Source organism: Gordonia sp. KTR9 (genome assembly GCF_000143885.2).
Classification (GTDB): Bacteria; Actinomycetota; Actinomycetes; order Mycobacteriales; family Mycobacteriaceae; genus Gordonia.
The window spans coordinates 4,553,558-4,573,320 of the sequence record NC_018581.1; the positions used below are offsets into that span (position 1 = coordinate 4,553,558).

Here is a 19,763-nt window from a genome sequence, read left to right on the forward strand (position 1 = left end):
GTCGTGGCGGATTACGGTCAGCGGCCCGGGATCGCGGGGACGCCCTCGACGTCGGTGCCGCCACCGGTCAGCGCAGCCGCAGACGCGGACGAGCCCGTTCCGAACCGGTCCAACGGGTTGTCGATGCGCCGGACGTTCCACCAGAAACCGGCGTTGTCGGTCAGGTTCTCGGCGTAATCAGAGATCGCGTATCCGGCGATGGACGACGGGAAGCAGCCGAACCAGACGGTCTTGATCGTGAGCGACTCGTTCTTCTTCAGCTGCGACTTGAACTTCGTCGCGCCGTTGATCTCCTGCAGTGTGACGTTCCGGAAGTCGCCGTCACGCGCGGTGACCCGCATGAACCGGGTCATGCTCCACGCCTGATTCCACGGCGTGCCCGGTGCTCCGAACTGGCAGTAGACCCCGCCCGTCATCTGGAGGTTGGGAACGGCGGCGTGCGCAGGCGCGGCACCCACCAGCGATCCACCCGCGATTCCTGCGGCGACCAGAACCCCCGTGAGAGCCCGTTTCAGCGATTTCATCGATCCTCCTCGTTCGTAGGCGACACTGCTGTGTTTCCCGACGTCACCATCGTGGGACGACTCATGCCGTCCCACCGGCAACCGGTCTTGCTGCTGTCGGCCCGAGATGCCCACCGACACCGGGATTATCGACCCAGCCTGAGCGAAGTGTTACCGCGCGCACAGCCTTCCCTCAGGATTCGTCAGCAATTCGTTATCCGAACGACACCCATTCCGCGCGATCGGTACACGGTGGGCAAGAGCCGAATCCAAGGTTGGTAAGGTTTACCTTTGTGCGTCGATCTCTCCGAGTTCTCGGAATCCCGCTGCTGCTCGCGACCCTTGCAGCGCTGGTCGTCGCGTCCGTGCTCTTCGGCACCCGACCGGTCCCTCTCGACGAGATCTGGCCCAGCTTCACCGCCGGCGCCCAGGAGATCTGGAACGCCCTGATCAACCTGCGGATGCCGCAGGTGCCGAAGGACACCGACGTCGACGGGATCGTGTGGGATCTGCGGGTCCCACGCACGCTGCTCGGCCTGACCGCCGGGCTCGCGATCGGCGCGGCCGGTGCCATCACCCAGGGTCACACCCGCAACCCGATCGCCGATCCCGGAATGCTCGGCGTCAACGCCGGAGCCGCATGTGCTGTCGTGGGCGGCATCTACCTGCTCGGGATCACCAGCCCGATCGCCTTCATGTTTTTCGGACTCATCGGCGCGATCATCGCGGCCACCGTCGTGTTCGGGTTGTCGTCGCTGAGCGGCTCGAGTCCGCTGACCCTGGTGCTCGCGGGTACCGGCCTGACCGCGATGCTGACCGCCATCACATCCGCGATCGTGCTCGTCGACACCAATTCGCTGGACCAGTGGCGCTTCTGGAGCGTCGGCTCCACCGCGGGCCGGGGCATCGACGTGTTCTGGGCCAGCCTGCCGTTCATCGGAGTGGGACTCGTCCTCGCCCTGGCGAGCGGGTTCTTCCTCAACGTGTTGAGCCTGGGCGACGACATGACCAAGGCACTCGGTTCCCGGGTCGTGCTGATCCGCGCCCTCGGCGTGCTGACGATCACGCTGCTCATCGGCGCCGCCACCGCGGCCTGCGGGCCGATCGTGTTCCTCGGTCTGGTCGTGCCGCACATCGCGCGCGCGTTCGTGGGCGCCGACTACCGGTGGATCATCCCGTACTCGGCGCTGCTGGGCGGCATCCTCCTCGTCGGATGCGACATCCTCGGCCGCATCGTCGCCCGGCCCGGCGAAGTGCAGGTCGGTGTGATGCTGGCGCTGGTCGGCGCGCCGTTCCTCATCGTCATGGTCCGCCGACAGAGATTGGGGACCGTGTGAACCCGCCGACCTCCATCAAGACCGAGACCGACACCGCCGAGAAGAGCGGGATCAGGGCCAAGACCCGGATCGCGCCTCATCCGGGCGGATACCGGATCGCGATCGAGCCGATGTCGATGGTGGTGCGGCCGCGCATGCTCGCCGTGGCGCTGGTGGCCACGGCCATCACGATCATCCTGTTCCTCACCAGCGTCGGCGTCAGTGACTTCCCCCTGACTCCGATCGACGTCGCGCGCATCCTGCTCGGAGGCGGGACCCGGGTCGAGAACGTCGTCGTCTTCGACGTCGCGCTCCCCCGCGCGCTGGTCGCGCTGCTCGTGGGATTCGGTCTGGGCCTCGCCGGTTCGCTGACCCAGCTGATCGCCCAGAACCCGCTGGCCACACCGGACATGCTCGGTATCACAGCCGGCGCGAGCGTGGCGGCGGTGACCGCGATCGCGTTCTCGACCACCAGCTGGGGCGCCTGGCTCGGCGATCTCGGCGTCCCGGCGGCGGCGATGATCGGCGGGTTGGCGACCGCCGTCGCGATGTACGTCCTGGCGTGGCCGGGGCGCAAGGCCAACAGCGGCATCAACCCGTTCCGGCTCGTGCTGATCGGCGTCGGCATGACGTGGTTGCTGCAGGCGCTGACCCAGTTCCTGCTTTCCCGCGCCGACATCCGCGATGTCGGCCGCGCACAGGTGTGGATCGTCGGATCGGTGGCGAATGTCGGCTGGTCCAATGTGTGGCCGGTCGTCGCCGGTGTCTGCGCGAGCATCGTCGTGGTGATCGTGCTGGCCCGCCAGATCGGGATGCTCAGCCTCGGACCCGATCTCGCCCGCGGTCTCGGGGTCCGCACCGGCGCGGTGTCGACGACCCTGCTCCTGACCGCGGTCCTGGTCGCCGCACTGAGCGTGTCCGCGGCCGGCCCGATCGCCTTCGTCGCACTGCTCGCCCCGCAGATCGCCCTGCGGCTGGCCGGTACCGCTGTGCCGACGCCACTGGTGTCGGGCGTGATCGGTTCGGCGCTGGTCCTGGGCGGCGACCTGCTGTGCCGCACGGTGCTGCCGGGTGGTCTGCCGGTCGGTATCGTGACCGCCGCGATCGGCGGGCCGTTCCTGATCTACCTGATGGTCGTCATGTCCCGAAAGGCGAGCGTATGACCGCGTCCTCCCTCGAAACCTCGGCTACCACCGCGCGATTGCGCGGCGTCGGCCTCACCGTCGGCTACGACGAACGGATCGTCATCGACGGCCTGGACATCGACATCCCCGACGGGCAGGTCACCACGATCATCGGCTCGAATGGATGCGGCAAGTCGACGCTGCTGCGGTGTCTCGCGCGTCTGCTGCCGCCCCGGGCGGGCACGGTCTACCTCGACGGTGACGACATCTCGTCGGTTCGCCCCAAACAGGTCGCCCGCACCCTCGCGATCCTGCCCCAGAATCCCATCGCGCCCGAAGGACTCACCGTCGCCGACCTGGTCGGGCGCGGACGTCATCCGCACCAGCGCTGGTTCGCGCAGGCCAGCGCGGCCGACGAGGCCGCGGTCGCGCAGGCGATGGAGATGACCGACACCCTCGACCTCGCCGACCGCACCCTCGACGCCCTGTCGGGCGGGCAGCGGCAACGGGTCTGGATCGCGCTGACCCTGGCCCAGGACACCGATCTCATCCTGCTCGACGAGCCGACGACCTACCTGGACCTCGCGCACTCCATCGACGTCCTCGACCTGGTCCGCAAGCTCCGCGACGAGCACGGCAAGACCGTCGTCATGGTGCTGCACGATCTCAATCTGGCTGCGCGGTACAGTGATTCGCTGTTCGTCATGCGCAACGGCGCGATCGTCACCACCGGCTCACCCAGCGAGGTCATCGACGCCGAGACCCTCGACGCGGCCTTCGGCCTCCGGGCGCACGTCATGACCGATCCGGTCACCGGCGGCCCGCTCATCGTGCCGCTGGACTCGCGGACCCACGCCAAGTCGTGAGTGGAGCCCCCGCCCCCTATCCGAAAGAACGACCTGCTTCCTGCTCGTTGAGGTGCGAGGAGCGATAGCGACACCCACCCTGCTCCCTAATCCGAAAGAACCGCATAACCCCTGGTCCCTGAGGCGCGAGGAGCGATAGCGACGAGCCTCGAAGGGCCTGGTGAGGCACGTTGCGATGCCCTTCGTGGCTCGCTTCGCTCGCACCTCAGGGAGCAAGAAATTCAGACGCTCACGAGTGTTCTTTCGTAGTCCACGACGCAAGCTCGCTCCTTAGGAAGGAGCGTGACGCTCGCGAGCTCACCCCTCAGGGAGCGGAGTCCGGACCCGGTTCGTCCTCCCGCCGAACCGAATTCGAGAGCATCCGCTCGCGGAGCGAGTCGTAGACCGGCGGCGACCCGGACAGATGTGCGACGAGGACCGCGGCGGCCGTCGCGGCCAGCATGGGGAGGGCGACCGTGGTCGTCGCGGTCATCTCCATCACCACGACCATCCCGGTGAGCGGCGCCCGGACGACCGCGCCGAACAGCGCCGCCATCCCCGCCAGGATCATCGCGCCCCGAAATCCCGATCCACCGGGGTCCGATTGCTGGACAACGATGTCGGCGACCTCGGCGAAGGCCGCACCCCACAGCGCGCCCAGTGCGAGCAGCGGCGCGAACAGACCACCCGGCGTGCCCGCGGCGTAGGACAGCGGGCCGGCGATGAAACGGACGAGGAAGAGCGCGACGAGCGCCGGGAGCACGACACCGCCGTCGACGACCGCCTGGGTGAGCCCGTCGCCGCCGCCCGCGGTGCGTGCATCGATGGCCAGCAACGCCCCGATCGCCGCGCCGATGAGGGCTGCGCGACCGATCGGGGGCACCCGCGAGAACCGGCCGACCCAGCCCAGCGTGCCGAGAACCGTTCGGCTGTAGGCGATCCCGATGAGTCCGGACACGAGCCCGAACACGACGAAGACGGGCAGCGTCGTCACCGACGGCACGTCGAGGGACGGTACGTCGAATTCCGGGCGGTCGCCGAGGATGACCCGTCCGACGGCGACCGCGGCAACCACGGCGAAGACCGTCGGCAGCACGAGGCGCAGCCGGAACGAACGTCCCACTTCCTCGAGCGCGAACAGGGCGCCGCCGATCGGGGCGGTGAACGCCACCGCCAGCCCCGCGCCGCTCAGCGACGTCTGCATCACCCGGACGTCGACGTCGTCGAGCCCTCCGCGCCGGCCGGTCTCCGAGCCGACGACGGCTCCCATGTGCACGGTCGGCCCTTCGCGACCGAGCACGAGCCCCGAACCGATCGCGGCGAGCGCACCGACGAATTTGGCCGGGATGAGCCGCAGCGGGGCCGGGACCGCCTCGCCGCGCTCGACCGCCTCCACGTGTTGGATTCCGCTGCCCGCCGCGGTCGGCACCAGGCGGACGGCGAGCGCGCCGACCGCAGCGCCGGCCGCGGTCACCGCGATGGGGACGAGCCACCCGGGCACACCGAATCCCGCCGACCAGTCGAGCATCTCGACGCGCCAGCGATCCAGGTGTCCGAGGCACCAGCGGAACGCGCCGCCCAGCAGCCCGGTCGCGAGCCCGGCGACGACGGCCAGCACACTCAGTCGCACCAGTCCCCGGTCGGCTCGATGTGGCGAGGTCACACGTGGACGCTACCCCGACGGGCCCGCTCCCGAGAGCCGACTGCCGACCGTCCGCCGCCGGACCCTCGTCGAGGCCTCACACCGGCTGAATCAGCCGCCCCTGCACCACAAGCGAGGCATTCTGCTTCAGCCGGCGCATCCGGATGCTGACCGAATACCCGGTGAGACCGTCGATGGCGGCGACCCGGGTACGCAGGTAGTCGTAGAAATGCGCGGTGTCCCGGCAGATCACCGACACCATGAGGTTTCGCTCGCCGCTGATCGCGGCCGCGAACGCCACCTCGTCGTGAGCCGCCAGCTCGGTTCCCACCTGATCGAGAGCCGACGGCGTCACCGTCAGCCACAGTGTGGCGCTCAGGTCGAAACCCAGGCGATCGGGCAGGATCTCGACGTCGTAGAACAGCGCCCCGGCGCGTTCGAGTGCGCGGAGCCGGCGACGGACCCGTCCGACCGTCCATCCGCAGATACGCGCCAGCTCGCGGTGCGGTCGCCGACCGTCCTGGACCAGCGCCTCGATGAGGGTCGCGTCGTCGGCCGTGAGGCGCCCACCGCCGGCCGGGGCATCCGACACCGAGTCGTCCTGCTCCGCGTCCTCCGGCGTGTCGTCGCCCGCACCGGCGGCGGCGGAGGCGAGCAGATCTCGGTCCCGGCCGTCGAGGTGGCCGCCGAATCCGGTCCATCTCGACGCCGGGTGCCCGGGGTCGAAGGCGTGCAGGATGAGATCGATGCTGACGTCGGTCACCGAGGCGCGGGCCGGGAACGTCTTCGCGATCGCGTCCTCGCCCGATGCGCCGAGCGGCGCCCGGATGAGGCAGATGATCTCCGCACCACCGGACGCGACGTAGGCGAAGGCGACATCGCGGCGGCGGGCGAGCGAGGACGCAAGCGGTTCCATCCGGTCCGGACGGCATCGCACTCGCGCCACCCACTCCGACTGCCCGCGCACGGAGGGCTTGATTATCCCGACGACCTTCATCACCCCGGCTCGCCGTAGCGCCTGGTAGCGGCGCGCCGCCGTCTGTTCCGAGACCCCCGCAACCTCGCCCAGTTGTCGGAACGTCGCCCGGGGCGACACCTGAAGTGCGCGGAGGATCGTGCCGTCGATGTCATCCATGGTGGAGGAATCCTACCGTCGGTGAGGGCATGGTGCGATATTCGAACCGCCTCAGCGAATCCGTCCGCGGTTTCGCGGACGTGGTGCAGACAATTGATTCCTGCGCCGACCGGCGACCTCCCTCCCCGACAGCGAAAGCGAGCGCGTGACCGCTACCACCTCTCCCGTCATCACCGACGTGTCCGCACCTCCGGAACGCCGGACGGCCACCATCGTGATGGCCTGCCTCGGCGTCTTCGTCGCCTACCTGCCCATCACCAGCGTCGCCGTGACCCTGCCGGCGATCGGCACCGCGTTCGGCGCGACGACTGCTCAATTGTCCTGGGTCCAAGACGCTTTCGTGCTGCCGATGGCCGCTTTCATCCTCACTGCGGGGGTCTTCGGTGACGTGCACGGGCGACGCAAGGTGTATCTGGTCGGTCTGTGCCTCACCGCACTGGGCGCACTGGTGGCGTTGTCCGCGCAGTCGATCAGCATGGTGTGGATCGGACAGGCGCTCGCCGGCACCGGCGCGGCCGCACTGTTGCCGACCACCCTGGCGCTGATCAGCCACGCGGTCCCCGACGTCCGCGAACGCGGCAAGTTCATCGGCATCTGGGCGTCGGCGCTGATGCTCTCGCTGACGGTCGGGCCGTTGGTGGCGGGCCCGGTCGCCGAGTCCGCGGGCTGGCGCTGGATCTACCTGCTGCCCATCCCGGTGGCGCTGATCGCGTTCGCGGTGGCGGTGGCGACGCTGCCGGAATCCCGCGCGCCCCGGGCCCGCCGCCTCGACTGGCCCGGTCAGATCTCGGCCGCGGTCTCGGTCACCGCACTCGTGTTCGGCGTCATCGAGGCCGGCGTCTACGGTTTCGGCGACACCCGGGTCGTTCTCGCACTGCTGATCGCCGTCGTCGCCGCAGTCGTCTTCGTCATCACCGAAAAACGTTCGGCGAGTCCGATGCTCGACCTCGACCTCTTCCGCAGTCGCGCCTTCACCGCCACCACGCTGGTGGCGATGATCACCTTCCTGGCGCTGATCGGGTTCATCTTCGTGCTGAGCATGTACTTCGGCCTGGTGCAGCAACTGGGCACCATCGAGGCGGGTTGGCGGCTGGCCCTCATGAACGGCGCCTCGATGCTGGTCGGTGCCCTCGCCGGCAGGATGATGCATCGAATCCACGCACGGTTCCTGATCGGCGGCAGCCTGCTCATGGTCGCCGTTGCGCAGTTCGCACTGTTGACCATCGATGCCGACACCTCGTTCGCGGCCATCTCGTGGCGTCTGGTCGTGCTCGGACTCGGAATGGGGCTGGTGATGGCACCGATGACCGCGACCGCGGTGTCGGCGGTGCCCTATCACCTGTCGGGTATGGCCGCGGCCGGCAACAACGCCTTCCGTCAGGTCGGCGGCGCGCTCGGTCCGGCAGTGCTCGGCGCCCTGCTGACCGCCGGGGCGGTGAACTCGTTGCCGCAGAAGCTCGTCGACGCCGGCGTCGACGAGCCCGTGCGCGACCGCGTGGTCGGCGCGGTCGACACCGACGGCCTTGCCGCCGCGAGCGGCCTGAACCTCGGCGCCGACACCCCCGCCGTGATGGGCGCCGTCGGCGACGCCTTCCTCGACGGCATGCACCTGTGCCTGACCTTCTCCGGCGTCCTCACGGCGGGTGCCGCGATCCTCGCCCTCGTGATGCTGCGTCCCGGTCGGGCCGTCGAGGAGCAGCCGGTCGGGTGACCGTCGGGCCGCCGGCCTACGGCTGGACGGGCGAAGTCCCGCCGAGCCCTTCGGTCACCGCATCTGCTGCGGCCCTGACCTTCTCGCCGAGCCCGATGACCTCGCGCCCGCTCAGCGACGTCCGCGCGTCGACGATCGCGAGGATGACGGCAGGCACTCCGCCGGGCGCGAAGGCGACGGCATTGACGGAGATGGGCCGATACTCTGTGTCCGCATCGATCTCACCGACCACGACGTCGGTGGGCAAGCGACGCTGCGCCTCCCGTAACGCGGTGACCGCGCGCTGACCTGCGACACCCATCCCGCGTAGTCCGGCAACCGTCGCCGACAGCGACTGCTCTCGCTGATCGGCGCATTCCACCGCATATCCGCGTGCCCTGATCACCTCGAGCATCGGCCGATACAGCTCGCGCAGTTCGGCATGGCCGACTCCGACGTGGTCCGCGCCGAGGAGCAGCCACTCGTCCAACCGGTCGGGTGAGTACCACGCGGCCAGCCCGGCGCCCAGCGGCGGCGCGATCTCCAGGGTGTCACCCAGGCGCAGGCCCAGCGTGCCGCGACGACCGGTCACGGGTTGCACGATCTCCCCTATCGCCAGGTCGGCCCCGGTGGGGACGAAAGCGATTGCGGCCATGTCACTGTCGTCGGCCAGATCGCGCATCAGCGGACGGGCGACCTCGACAGGAGCCATCGCCCGCGACGCCGCATCCCCGATCGGGACCACCGCGGGGCCCAACCGATAGCCCTTGCTGACGGGATCGCGGAGCAGCCACCCGGCTTCGGTCAGCGCGATGACCATCGGATAGCAGGTGGGCTTGGAGACCCCGAGGTGGCGCGCGATGTCGGCCAGACTCCGTGCCGTCGTCGGCTGATCGGTCAGCAACTGCATCAGCATGACGATGCGTTCGGTCTGTGGGGAGGAGCGAGCCATGCTCACAATCGTGCCATCGACCAGAGTGTTTGCATAATGCGACTCTGGCGTCGCACTGTGATGCCAGTTACTCTCGGCCGCACACGTTGGACAGCTCTCGAAAGGTCCCCACAATGGCAACTGTCAACGGCGGTCAACTACTTGCCCGCGCGCTCGCCCAGGCCGGCACCACCGAGGTGTTCACCCTCCACGGCGGACACCTCGACGCGTTCCTGATCGCCTGTGCGGGTGAGGGGATCAGGCTCACCGACACCCGGCACGAGGCCAGCGCAGGCCATGCCGCCGATGCGTACGCACGCGTCACCGGCGGCTTCGGCGTCTGCGTGGTCACCTCCGGACCCGGGTTCACCAACGTCTACACCGCCCTGGCCAACGCCTATCTGGACCGCTCACCGACGCTGTTCGTCGTGGGCGCCCCGCCGCTGCGTGAGACCGAGACCAATCCGCTGCAGGGCGGTTTCGATCAGATCGCCGCGGCCGATCCGGTCACGAAGTGGGCATACCGGATCACCGACGCCGCCCGGGTCCCCGAGATCGTGGCGCTCGCGATCCGCAAGGCCACCAGCGGCGTGCCCGGTCCGGTCCTGCTCGAGCTGCCCATCGACGTCATGTTCGGCGAGGCCGACGACGACCAGGTGCGCTTCCCCACCAACTATCGGGTACCGACCCGGTCCGGGGCGGATCCCGACGCCGTCACCCTCGCGCTCGACCTGCTTCACACCGCATCGAATCCCGCGATCGTGATCGGCGGCGGCGTCACCTTCTCGCGTGCCGAAGAAGCGCTCGTGACCTTCGCCGAGACCGTCGGCGTACCCGTCTTCTATCCTGGCAAGGCCGACGGCGCCATCCCGGCCGACCATCCGCTCGCCGGTGGCGGACTCCTGTCGATGGGCACCATCCCGGCTCTCGGAGCACCGACACCCGACGTCGTCCTCATGGCGGGCACGCGGGCAGGGATGTTCACCGGCGGCCGCGCCAGCATGTTCCCCGGCGCCAAGATCATCCAGATCGACATCGACGCCGCCGAGATCGGCCGGATCTACGACGTCGAGGTTCCCATCGTCGCCGACTGCCGCGCCGCGCTCGAACAACTCGCGGCCGAAGCCGCCGGACGAACCTGGCCGGACTGGTCGGAGTGGGCGGCTACGGTCAAGGCCGCCAAGGGCGCTCACGCCGCCGGTTTCCCCGACGCGGCCACCGACACCGGAAAGATGCACCCCTACTTCGCCGCCAAGGCCATCGTCGAAGCATGCCCGCCGGACACCATCTTCGTGCTCGACGGCGCCGAGGCCCCGTCCTGGGCGGAGTTCTTCGTCGCCGTCGGCCTTCCGGGAAGCGTCCTGCGGCTGGGCTACCTCGGGTGCCTGGGTGTCGGACCGGGATTCGCGATCGGAGCGGCCCGCGCCCGACCAGGCGCACCCGTCGTGCTGATCACCGGGGACGGCGCGGCCGGCTTCCACCCGCAGGAGTTCGACACCATGGCCCGTCATCACCTGCCGGTGACCACGGTCGTCTTCAACAACGCCGTCTGGGGCATGTCGATCCACGGACAAGAGGCCGTCTTCGGGCCCCGAGGCGTGGTCGTGTCCGAGCTGGCCGACAGCGACTACGAGAAGATCGCCGAGGCCTTCGGCGGTATCGGCATGCGCGTCAAGCACATCGACGATCTCGCCCCGGCCGTCGACAAGGCACTCGGCGCCGGTGTCCCCGCCTGCATCAACGCCGAGATCGAACCCGGCATCGTCCATCCGATCACGACCATGATGCTCGGCGACGTGACGAGCACCGACGAGATCGTCGTCCCCTATTACGAGAACCTGCCCCGGTGACCACCGACCACACCCATCGAGAGGGAAAGACCATGGCAGACCAACGAGTCGCAGGCAAGATCGCCGTCGTCATCGGCGGCGGCTCGGGCATCGGCGAAGCCGCGGCCCGTACCCTGGCCGCTCACGGTGCCACGGTGGCCGTGGCCGACGTGAATCGCGAAGCCGCCGAATCGGTTGCGCGAGAAATCGGGGGCGGTGCGCGGGCTCACTGGGTCGACGTGACCGACGAGGAATCGATCGCCGCACTCCTCGCCGGTGTCTCCGACGACCTCGGCGGCGTGGACACCGTGGTGAACTGTGCGGGGCTGAACGTCCCCGGCTTCATCGTCGACCTCGACGCACAGCAGTGGCACACGACCATCGAGCTGTGCCTCACCGGCTCGTTCCTGGTGACCAAGCACGCGGGACGAACGCTGAACGACGGCGGATCACTCATCGGCATCGCCTCTCTCAACGCCCGCCAGCCGGCAGCCGGCTTCGCGGGCTACTGCGCGGCCAAGGCGGGCATGGTGATGCTCGCCGAGGTCGCCGCACTCGAGCTGGCCCCGCGCGGTATCCGGGTGAACTCGATCTCGCCGGGACTCGTGGACACCCCGCTGGTGCAGACCCTCACCTCCATTCCGGTCATCCAGGACGACTTCACCGCGAACACCCCGCTGGGGCGCAACGGCCGACCGGACGAGATCGCCGACGCGGTACTCTATCTCGCCTCCGACGACTCGCGGTGGGTCACCGGGGAGACGATCAACATCAACGGCGGCGCGCATCTGCGCCGGTACCCCGATGTGATGCGACATCTCGCCGAGATCTCGGCCGCGCAATGACGGCTCCGACACAACGGGACGACGCCGAGACGCGCACCGCGACCCGGGCCGGCGGATACCGTCTCGCCGAGCAGAGCCGGCTCCGGGCCCGTCTGCAGGGGAACGCCCCGGCGTTGTCCGGGGCCGGGGTCCACCTCACCTACCGGCAGCTCGACGACCGCACCAGCCGCCTCGCGAACGTGTTGCGCGACCGCGGCATCCGAGCCGGTGACCGTATCGCCGTGTTGGGCAAGAGTTCGACGGAGATCATCGAGACGGTGCTCGCCGCCGCGAAGATCGGCGCGGTCACCGTGCCAGTGAACTGGCGACTCTCGGTCCGCGAGCTCGGCGAGGTCGTCGCCGACGCACGAGCACGTCTGATCGTCTGCCACCGCGACTTTCTCGACTCGGTCGCCGAGATACGTTCGAATGCAAACACTCTCATCGAACCGATCGTGTACGGCGACCCACGACAACCGCGGTCGTACGAACAGTTGGTGGCGACGGCGTCCTCGAGCGATCCGGGTCATGTCGGAGACGCCGACGACGTCGTCCTCCAGCTCTACACCTCGGGCACCACCGGCCGCCCCAAAGGGGTGCTCACCTCCAACACCAACCTGGGCGCCTGCACCCAGGCCGGTGGGCCGTGGGGCTTCGACGAATCGTCGGTCAGCCTGTGCGCGATGCCCCTCTTCCACATCGGCGGGCTGGGCTGGGCGCTGGTGGGACTCGCCAACGGCGCACACAACATCGTGATCTCCGACTTCACCCCGGAGTCACTCCTGGACACTTTGGTCGGCGAACGCGTCACCAACGTCTTCCTGGTCCCGACGGTCATCGGCATGCTCGTGGACGTACCGGGCGCCGAGCGGGCCGATGTCGGAGCATTGCGTTCGATCGCCTACGGGTCCGCACCGATCACCCCTGCGCTGCTGCGACGGACTCTGCGCACCTTCGGCACCCCGCTGTTCCAGGTGTACGGACTCACCGAGACCCACGGCGCAGTAACTCAACTCGACGCCGAGGACCACAGCACCGACCCCGATCGCGCGCACCTGCTCCGCTCCGTCGGCCGGCCGTACCCCTGGGTGGAACTGAGCATCCGGACCGCATGGGGGAAGGAAGCGCCGCGCGGCGAGCAGGGCGAGATCTGTGTGCGGACACCGCAGGCGACCCGCGGCTACCACCGACGCGACGCCGAGACCGCGGCGACCATCGATCCCGACGGCTGGTTGCACACCGGCGACATCGGCCGGATCGACGCCGACGGCTACGTGTACGTCACCGACCGGCTCAAGGACATGATCATCACCGGCGGCGAGAACGTCTACCCCACCGAGGTCGAAGCGGTTCTCGGCGACCACCCGGGTGTCGCACAGGTCGCGGTCGTCGGGCTGCCGCATGACACCTGGGGTGAGGTGGTGACGGCGTTCGTCGTGGCCGCACCGGGACACGAGGCCACTGCCGCTGACCTGCGCGCCTTCGCCCGGGCGCGGCTGGCCGGGTACAAGGTGCCCAAGGCCGTCCACGTCGTGGACACGCTCCCACTCGGAGCGACCGGGAAGATCCTCAAACGTGCCCTGCGCGAGCAGTTCACGACTCCTCCCGGACCGGCCGGGTCAACCCCGGCGTCCCCCGACCAGTGAGGTGACATAGCGCGCGGGTACGTCGAACCAGACCTCGCGGGCCGGTGCCAACTGCAGCGCCGAGGACGGCAGCTCGGTCGTGTAGGTCAGGCTGAGTGTGCCGGAGAAGTCGGGGTCGACACGATCGAGCGCGGGGATCTCGATGACGAGTCCGTCGGTGTCGAGACGCGCGCGGACCATCGAACCCGGCACGGCCGTCCACTCGCAGTCGACGGATCGACCCGCCCGGCCGGGCACGGTCGACATGGTCGCCAGCACGCGGCGCTGGGTCAGCGCAAGGGCACCGGTGAAGGGACGGACGTTGCCCTGCGCCTTCCGGCCCGGGACCCGGCCGCTGAATCGCAATGTCACGGGCACGAATTCGACGATGTGATGGGCGTGCTCGGCGACGACTTCGCCGCGTAGGTCGTCGGGGAGTTTGCCGATGCCGAGCATCCGGCGCAGGGAGGCCACGGCCACACCCTAGAGCCGGTGGCGCCGTTTCGTCAGGCGAATGCCGCGACCACGTCTGCGGCGCGTCTCAGCTGCTCGGGGTCCGAACTGGTCGGGATGAGTTGCACCTCGTCGGTGCCGATGTCGGCGAAGCGCCGGAGGACCTCGGTGAGCTCTGCCTCGGTGCCCGCCCACCCCGTGGTGGGTGCGATCGCGTCGACGAACTCCGTCGGGATCCAGTTCATGTAGTGGTGCAGGTGCCGGGTCACCTGGGCACGGGGTCCGTCACCGTCACCGATCGCGAACCAGAAGGAGGTCGCGAGGTGCGGCGCCGCGCGGCCGGCGTCTGCCCACGCCGACCGGGCGACGTCGAAGAGTTCGTTCTGCTTGCGGGTGTCGAGATCGAGGGTGACCCCGGCGATCCCGTCGGCCCAGTCGACCGCGCTGCGGATGGTCTTCGGTCCGGTGGTGCCGACATGCAACTGCGGCCCGCCCTTCCGGTGCGGCGGCGGACCGACCGGCAGGACCGACTCGGTGAGCTTGTCCCCGGCCCACACCCGTTTCATCGTCGCGGCCCGGTCGGCCAGTTGACGCATCGTCTGCGTCGACGGGTCGGCGCCGACCGCCCGGTAGTCCTCGTGTCGCCCACCGACTCCGAGCGCCACGGTGAGGCGTCCGGCCGACAGCATGTCGCCGGTCGCCAGCGACTTGGCGAGCATCACCGGGTCGTGCAGCTGCGGGACGACGACCGTCATCACCAGCGGCACCCGGCGCGTCCACGCCGCCAGGGCCCCGAGGAAGGTCAGGCATTCCGGGTTGTCGAACGCGATGCGTTCACCCCAGCACAGCGAGCTGAACGGACCGTCGTCGATGGTGGTGGCCCACGAGTGGAGCGTCTCCGCGTCGAGATCGGGCTCCATCACGGGCATCGTCATCCCGATGCGCACGAGCGCCATTCTGGCACGGACGCCCGGCGCCCGGACGTGGTTTCGCAGATGTCGCGCATCGTTGCGGGAAACGCAACGATGCGCGACATCTGTTGTGTCAGTTCTGGTTCCGTCCCGGACTACCGGACGCGGCCCGTCCCACATGCGCCGACCGCACCGGCGAGTTCTTCAGTTCGCGCAACGCGGTCCGCAACCCGCGGCGCTTGCCGGTCTCCGGGTCGACGCCGAAGTGGTCGGTCATACCCTCGCGGATCGCGAACCGCAGCTCCGACGCCGTCTCCGGCGCATCGTCAGATGTCGCCTTCAACAGTGAATTCGGCAGTGCCAGTTTGGCGATCGTCCGGAACGACTGCGCATACTGACCCAAGAGGGTCCCCGTCGTGTACGGCAGGTCGTACTTGTCGCAGAGCTCGCGGACGCGCACCCCGATCTCCTCGTACCGGCTGCTGGGCAGGTCGGGGAACAGGTGGTGCTCGATCTGATGGCTGAGGTTGCCGCTCATGAACCGCATCAGGGGACCCGCCTTGAAGTTGGCCGATCCCAGCATCTGCCGCAGGTACCAGCGCGGCTGGTCCTCGTTCTCGAACTCCTCGACCGTGAACTTCTCGGCACCGTCGGGGAAGTGACCACAGAAGATCACCATGTACGCCCAGTAGTTGCGGATGATGTTCGACGTGAAGTTCGCCGTCAGGGTCGTCTTCCAGTTCGGACCGGCCAGGACGGGGTAGATCAGGTAGTCCTTGGCGGCCTGCTTGCCGACTTTGGTACCGATCACCCGCAGATCCTTGGCCGCCTGGCGGTAGGTCTTCTCCTTGCTGCGCAGCTTCTCCGTCTCCAGATGATGCAGCGCGACACCGTATTCGAAGAACGTGCCCAGCGTCAGGTTGTAGATCGGGTTACCGACGTTCCACCACTCCCAGGGCTGGTCCCGGGTGACGCGGAGGATTCCGTAGCCCACGTCGTCGTCCATCCCGACGACGTTCGTGTACTTGTGATGGACGAAGTTGTGCGAGTGCTTCCACTGCACGCTCGGACAGGTGGTGTCCCACTCCCACGACGCCGAGTGGACCTCCGGATCGTTCATCCAGTCCCACTGTCCGTGCATCACGTTGTGGCCCAGTTCCATGTTCTCGATGATCTTGGCCAGCGAGAGCATCGCGGTACCGGCCGCCCAGGCGACTTTCTTGTTGCTGAACATCAGAGCGAGGCGGCCGCCGGCCGCAAGACTTCGCTGGATGGTGATCGCCCGCCGGATGTACTTGGCGTCGGCCTCGCCGCGAGACTCCTCGATGTCACGACGGATGGCGTCGAGTTCGGCGCCGAGGGTCTCGACGTCGCTGTCGGTGAGATGTGCGTACTGATCGATGTCGGTGATGGCCATGAAGCCTCCTACAGATCGAGGGTGCATTCACCAGACACGGCGCTGATGCATGTCTGGATTCGTTCTCCTTCGCGACGCTCCTCGCCGGTGCGCAGGTCACGGACGTAACCTCCGGCGAGCGGCACGACGCAGGTCTGGCAGATGCCCATCCGGCATCCGAACGCCATCTGGATTCCCAGGTTCTCACCTGCTTCCAGAAGCGTTGTGGCGCCGTCGATTTCGGCTTCCTTGTCCGAGATCGCGAACTTCACGGTGCCGCCTTCGCCACCGTGATCGGTACGCGCGATGGCGAAACGCTCCACGTGCAACCGCTCGCGCAGACCGCCGTCCTCGTAATGGGCCTCCATCGCGTCGAGCAGCGCCACCGGCCCGCAGGCCCAGCATTCTCGTTCACGCCAGTCCGGCGCCCACTCGTCCATCCGCGAGACGTCGAACTTGCCCATCTCCTTGGTCAGCTGGAGGTTGAGGTCGTAGTCGTCGGCCTCGTCGGCGAGCTGCTCCATCTCGTCGAGGAAGATCACGTCGTCGCGGGTGGGCGCGGAGTGGATGTGCACGATGTCGGGGGTCTGGCCGTGCGCACTCAGCTGTCGCAGCATCGCCATCACGGGCGTTATCCCGCTGCCGGCGGTGACGAACAAGATCTTGCCCGGAACCGGTTCGGGCAGGTGGAAGTCGCCCTTCGGTGACTGCAGCCGGATGATCGTCCCGGGGCTGACGCCGTCGACCAGATGCGACGACAGGAACCCGTCGGGGTTGGCCTTCACCGTGATCGCGATGGTCTTGTTCTCGCCGGCTCCGATGGACGTTAGCGAGTACGACCGCCAGTGCCACTTGCCCTCGATCTGCAGACCGATGCCGACGTACTGCCCCGGTTTGTACGAGTCGGGAAAACCCCAGCCCGTCCGGATCGTGACGGTCGCGGTGTCGTCGGTCTCCTTGGTGACGTCGAGCACCTTGCCGCGCAGTTCGCGTGCGCTCCACAGTGGGTTGATCAGATGTAGATAATCGTCCGGCAGCAGCGGCGTGGTGGCCCGGGCCACCAGCCCCCGGAGGATGTTGACCTCCGGCTTGCGGGCCTCGACACCCGCGGCCGGCCGCTTGCTCCACTTCAATAGGTTCACGCAGACTCCTCCCCTGGAATCCCCTTGGCTGGAGTTACTGGCGGGTATTTACCCTTCGGTGCACGACTGTACACATTCATCGGTGACCGCGGTCACAAGAATCGATAATGCCAGGTCATCGCCGGTGGCGCGACGCTCCGGCAGTTACCACGCGAACGCGCCGCCGGTCCAGATGCCGGTGGCGATCAGAGCGAACAGCAATTCGATGCCGATGGTCTTCGCGGCGGCCTTCAGCGCCGCCCACGCGCCTCGCCACGCACGTTCGATGCTCCGCGTGCGGATCAGCTCCGACACGAGGGCGCCGACGATGAACCCGAGCAGCAGCCCGACGACCGGGACGACGAAGAACCCGACGATGCCGACGAGTCCGCCGACCACGATGGTCCGGTTGGGGATCGCGTCCGACCGCAGGGAACGCCCGGCGACCAGGTATTTGATCACCTCGCCGGCGGCGATGACCAGGAGCGCCAGTGCGAATACCGACCAGGCCCAGCCGCCGACGACCAGCGCCCAGACGAACAGGGCGCCCACGATGAGCAGGGTCCCGGGCAGGATCGGCACGACGATGCCCACGAGACCGACCACGATCACGGCTGCGACGAGCAGCTCACCCCAGAGCGGCACCTAGTGTCGCCCGGTCACTCGCCGGAACCCGACGCGCCGGGGCGCGCATCGGAGGAGGACCGGCCACCGGTCTTGACCATCGAGGTCATCGCGTCGGACTGATCGTCCGGGCCCTGCGGGTTCGGAGCCTGCGCGTTCGGGGCCTGGGTGTTCGGGGCGTGTGTGGTGGGCGCCGGCCGTGGCGGCGGGCCAGCCGGTCGCGGAGGGGTCCCTGATGGGGGTATCGGGGACGGGGACTTCGGGAGCGGGGGCTTCGGGGCCGGGGGCATCGGGCGCGGACCGCCCGACGGCCGCGGGACCGGGGGCCGGGGTGCGGGCGGCGGACCCGGACGACCGGGAGGCGGGCCCGGCCGTGCGCCCACCGGTTTCGGCACGCCGGGTGGCGGCCCCGCGGGTCCACGCGGGGGTCCGGCCGGGCCGGGCGGAGGTCCGGGACGTCGCGGAGGCGCCGGGGCCGGGGCGGGTGGGAGCGGGGAGACCGTGCGGACGGCGGCGCGGCCGGGCACCGGGGTGACCAGCGACGCGGCGCGGACGGCGCGCTCACGGGCGGCCGGGACGTCGTCGGCGGTCGCCGTGATCACGCCCATCCGCCGGCGGTGGAAGCTCTCGGGCTTGCCGAACAGGCGGATGTCGGTCTCCGGTACGGCGAGCGCCGCGGCAACATTCTCGAACCCGATGGCGGGCTGGTCGAGCTGCCCGTAGATGACCGCCGACGCCCCCGGGGACGCGAGCGTGACATCGACCGGGAGACCGAGGATGGCCCGAGCGTGCATCTCGAACTCGGACAAACGCTGGGTCGCCATCGTGACGAGACCGGTGTCGTGTGGCCGGGGACTGACCTCGGAGAAGTAGACGTCATCTCCCTTGACGAACAGCTCGACGCCGAAAACGCCTCGCCCGGCCAGCTTTCCGTCACCGAGGGCAGTGGCGATGCGCGCTGCGATCGATGTCGCCGACGCGTGCGCGTCGGGGCTCATCTCGTGTGGCTGCCAGCTCTCCACGTAGTCACCGTTGATCTGGCGGTGACCGATCGGCGCGCAGAAATGGGACGTGAGCCTGCCGGTGGCCGGATCGATCGCCCGAACGGTGAGAAGGGTGATCTCGTAATCGAATTCGACGAAGCCCTCGACGATCACCCGACTGCCACGCACCCGACCGCCGGTGTTCGCGGTCTCCCACGCCGACGCCAGGTCCTCGGGACCGCGCACGACCGACTGGCCCTTGCCCGACGAGGACATGACCGGCTTGATCACGCACGGGAACCCGATCTGGCGGGCTGCGACGGTGACTTCCTCGAGTGTGTCGGCGAAGAGATACGGCGACGTCGGCAGGCCGAGCTCCTCGTCGGCGAGGCGCCGGATCCCCTCGCGGTTCATCGTGGCGACGACCGCGCTCGCCGTCGGGATGACCTCGGCGATACCGCGTTCGGCGATGTCGACCAGGGCCTCGGTGGCGATCGCCTCGATCTCCGGCACCACGTACGCGGGACGATGCTTGTCGACGACGGCGTGCAGCGCATCGGCATCGGTCATGTCGATGACCTCGGCGTGATGGGCGACCTGGTGGCCGGGTGCGTCGGCGTACCGATCCACGGCGACGACCTCGACCCCGAGGCGTTGGAACGCGATCACTACCTCTTTGCCGAGTTCACCGGCTCCCAGGACCATCACCTTGGTCGCGGTCGGACTCAGCGGCGTGCCGATGACGTCCGGGGGCCCGGTCGTCGGCGCCGGCTGGGCTGCGCTGGTCGCGCTCTCGCTGTTCGACGTCATC

The 19,763-nt window shown here is 68.8% G+C and carries 17 protein-coding genes; 7 read left to right on the plus strand and 10 right to left on the minus strand.

The features are described from left to right. Window positions 1–17: 17 nt before the first annotated feature. Complete coding sequence (locus tag KTR9_RS21095; RefSeq protein WP_014928029.1) at window positions 18–524, minus strand: hypothetical protein; 507 nt, start codon at window positions 522–524, stop codon at window positions 18–20. A gap of 272 nt (window positions 525–796) precedes the next feature. Here KTR9_RS21095 and KTR9_RS21100 point away from each other — a divergent pair, with 272 nt between their 5' ends. The 3 genes from KTR9_RS21100 to KTR9_RS21110 are packed head-to-tail and all read left to right on the plus strand — an operon-like array spanning window position 797 to window position 3,809. Further along, entirely contained in the window at window positions 797–1,840 is a 1,044-nt protein-coding gene (locus KTR9_RS21100) for a FecCD family ABC transporter permease (RefSeq protein WP_044507228.1), read from the plus strand. Continuing rightward, a complete protein-coding gene (locus KTR9_RS21105) occupies window positions 1,837–2,982 on the plus strand; it encodes a FecCD family ABC transporter permease (protein WP_014928031.1) in 1,146 nt (381 codons plus the stop codon). The genes KTR9_RS21100 and KTR9_RS21105 overlap by 4 nt, the downstream gene beginning before the upstream one ends. Beyond that, on the plus strand, window positions 2,979–3,809 hold the full coding sequence (locus tag KTR9_RS21110; RefSeq protein ID WP_014928032.1) for an ABC transporter ATP-binding protein: 831 nt from the start codon (window positions 2,979–2,981) through the stop codon (window positions 3,807–3,809). The genes KTR9_RS21105 and KTR9_RS21110 overlap by 4 nt, the downstream gene beginning before the upstream one ends. A gap of 304 nt (window positions 3,810–4,113) precedes the next feature. On the opposite strand, the gene KTR9_RS21115 is transcribed toward KTR9_RS21110, so the two are convergent. After that, window positions 4,114–5,451 (minus strand): ClC family H(+)/Cl(-) exchange transporter, encoded by a 1,338-nt coding sequence (locus tag KTR9_RS21115; RefSeq protein ID WP_014928033.1) that lies wholly within the window; start codon window positions 5,449–5,451, stop codon window positions 4,114–4,116. Between the two features lie 76 nt (window positions 5,452–5,527). After that, the gene (locus KTR9_RS21120) at window positions 5,528–6,565 is read right to left on the minus strand and encodes an Lrp/AsnC family transcriptional regulator (protein ID WP_014928034.1); all 1,038 of its coding nucleotides are present in this window, start codon (window positions 6,563–6,565) and stop codon (window positions 5,528–5,530) included. Window positions 6,566–6,710: 145 nt separating this feature from the next. Between KTR9_RS21120 and KTR9_RS21125 the strand changes: the two genes are divergently transcribed. After that, window positions 6,711–8,276, plus strand: coding sequence for an MFS transporter (locus tag KTR9_RS21125; RefSeq protein WP_014928035.1), 1,566 nt, complete (start codon window positions 6,711–6,713; stop codon window positions 8,274–8,276). Window positions 8,277–8,292: 16 nt separating this feature from the next. Here the strand turns inward: KTR9_RS21125 and KTR9_RS21130 are convergent, their stop codons facing one another. After that, window positions 8,293–9,207, minus strand: a complete 915-nt coding sequence (locus tag KTR9_RS21130; protein ID WP_014928036.1) for a helix-turn-helix domain-containing protein — start codon at window positions 9,205–9,207, stop codon at window positions 8,293–8,295. Between the two features lie 113 nt (window positions 9,208–9,320). Between KTR9_RS21130 and KTR9_RS21135 the strand changes: the two genes are divergently transcribed. From KTR9_RS21135 to KTR9_RS21145, 3 genes are read left to right on the plus strand one after another with little or no spacing between them, the layout of a single operon-like run. Then, window positions 9,321–11,036 carry a thiamine pyrophosphate-binding protein gene (locus tag KTR9_RS21135; protein WP_014928037.1) on the plus strand — a complete coding sequence of 572 codons (1,716 nt, stop codon included), beginning with the start codon at window positions 9,321–9,323 and terminating at the stop codon, window positions 11,034–11,036. Between the two features lie 32 nt (window positions 11,037–11,068). Beyond that, on the plus strand, window positions 11,069–11,860 hold the full coding sequence (locus tag KTR9_RS21140; RefSeq protein WP_175404244.1) for an SDR family NAD(P)-dependent oxidoreductase: 792 nt from the start codon (window positions 11,069–11,071) through the stop codon (window positions 11,858–11,860). Further along, a complete protein-coding gene (locus KTR9_RS21145) occupies window positions 11,857–13,485 on the plus strand; it encodes a long-chain-fatty-acid--CoA ligase (protein ID WP_044507231.1) in 1,629 nt (542 codons plus the stop codon). Before KTR9_RS21140 ends, KTR9_RS21145 begins: the two co-directional genes overlap by 4 nt. Here the strand turns inward: KTR9_RS21145 and KTR9_RS21150 are convergent. From KTR9_RS21150 to purT, 6 genes are all read right to left on the minus strand, one after another. Next, a complete protein-coding gene (locus KTR9_RS21150) occupies window positions 13,459–13,938 on the minus strand; it encodes a hypothetical protein (RefSeq protein ID WP_238553960.1) in 480 nt (159 codons plus the stop codon). The two genes, KTR9_RS21145 and KTR9_RS21150, sit on opposite strands and share 27 nt — an antisense overlap. Window positions 13,939–13,970: 32 nt before the next feature. Beyond that, the gene (locus tag KTR9_RS21155; RefSeq protein ID WP_231742211.1) at window positions 13,971–14,873 is read right to left on the minus strand and encodes an LLM class flavin-dependent oxidoreductase; all 903 of its coding nucleotides are present in this window, start codon (window positions 14,871–14,873) and stop codon (window positions 13,971–13,973) included. Window positions 14,874–14,961: 88 nt separating this feature from the next. Then, window positions 14,962–16,245 (minus strand): fatty acid desaturase family protein, encoded by a 1,284-nt coding sequence (locus tag KTR9_RS21160; protein WP_014928042.1) that lies wholly within the window; start codon window positions 16,243–16,245, stop codon window positions 14,962–14,964. A gap of 8 nt (window positions 16,246–16,253) precedes the next feature. Further along, window positions 16,254–17,366, minus strand: coding sequence for a ferredoxin reductase (locus tag KTR9_RS21165; RefSeq protein WP_014928043.1), 1,113 nt, complete (start codon window positions 17,364–17,366; stop codon window positions 16,254–16,256). Between the two features lie 144 nt (window positions 17,367–17,510). After that, window positions 17,511–17,990, minus strand: a complete 480-nt coding sequence (locus tag KTR9_RS21170) for a DUF456 domain-containing protein (RefSeq protein ID WP_010840744.1) — start codon at window positions 17,988–17,990, stop codon at window positions 17,511–17,513. 14 nt (window positions 17,991–18,004) lie between these two features. Beyond that, on the minus strand, window positions 18,005–19,762 hold the full coding sequence (purT, locus tag KTR9_RS21175) for a formate-dependent phosphoribosylglycinamide formyltransferase (RefSeq protein ID WP_014928044.1): 1,758 nt from the start codon (window positions 19,760–19,762) through the stop codon (window positions 18,005–18,007). Window position 19,763: the final 1 nt, after the last annotated feature.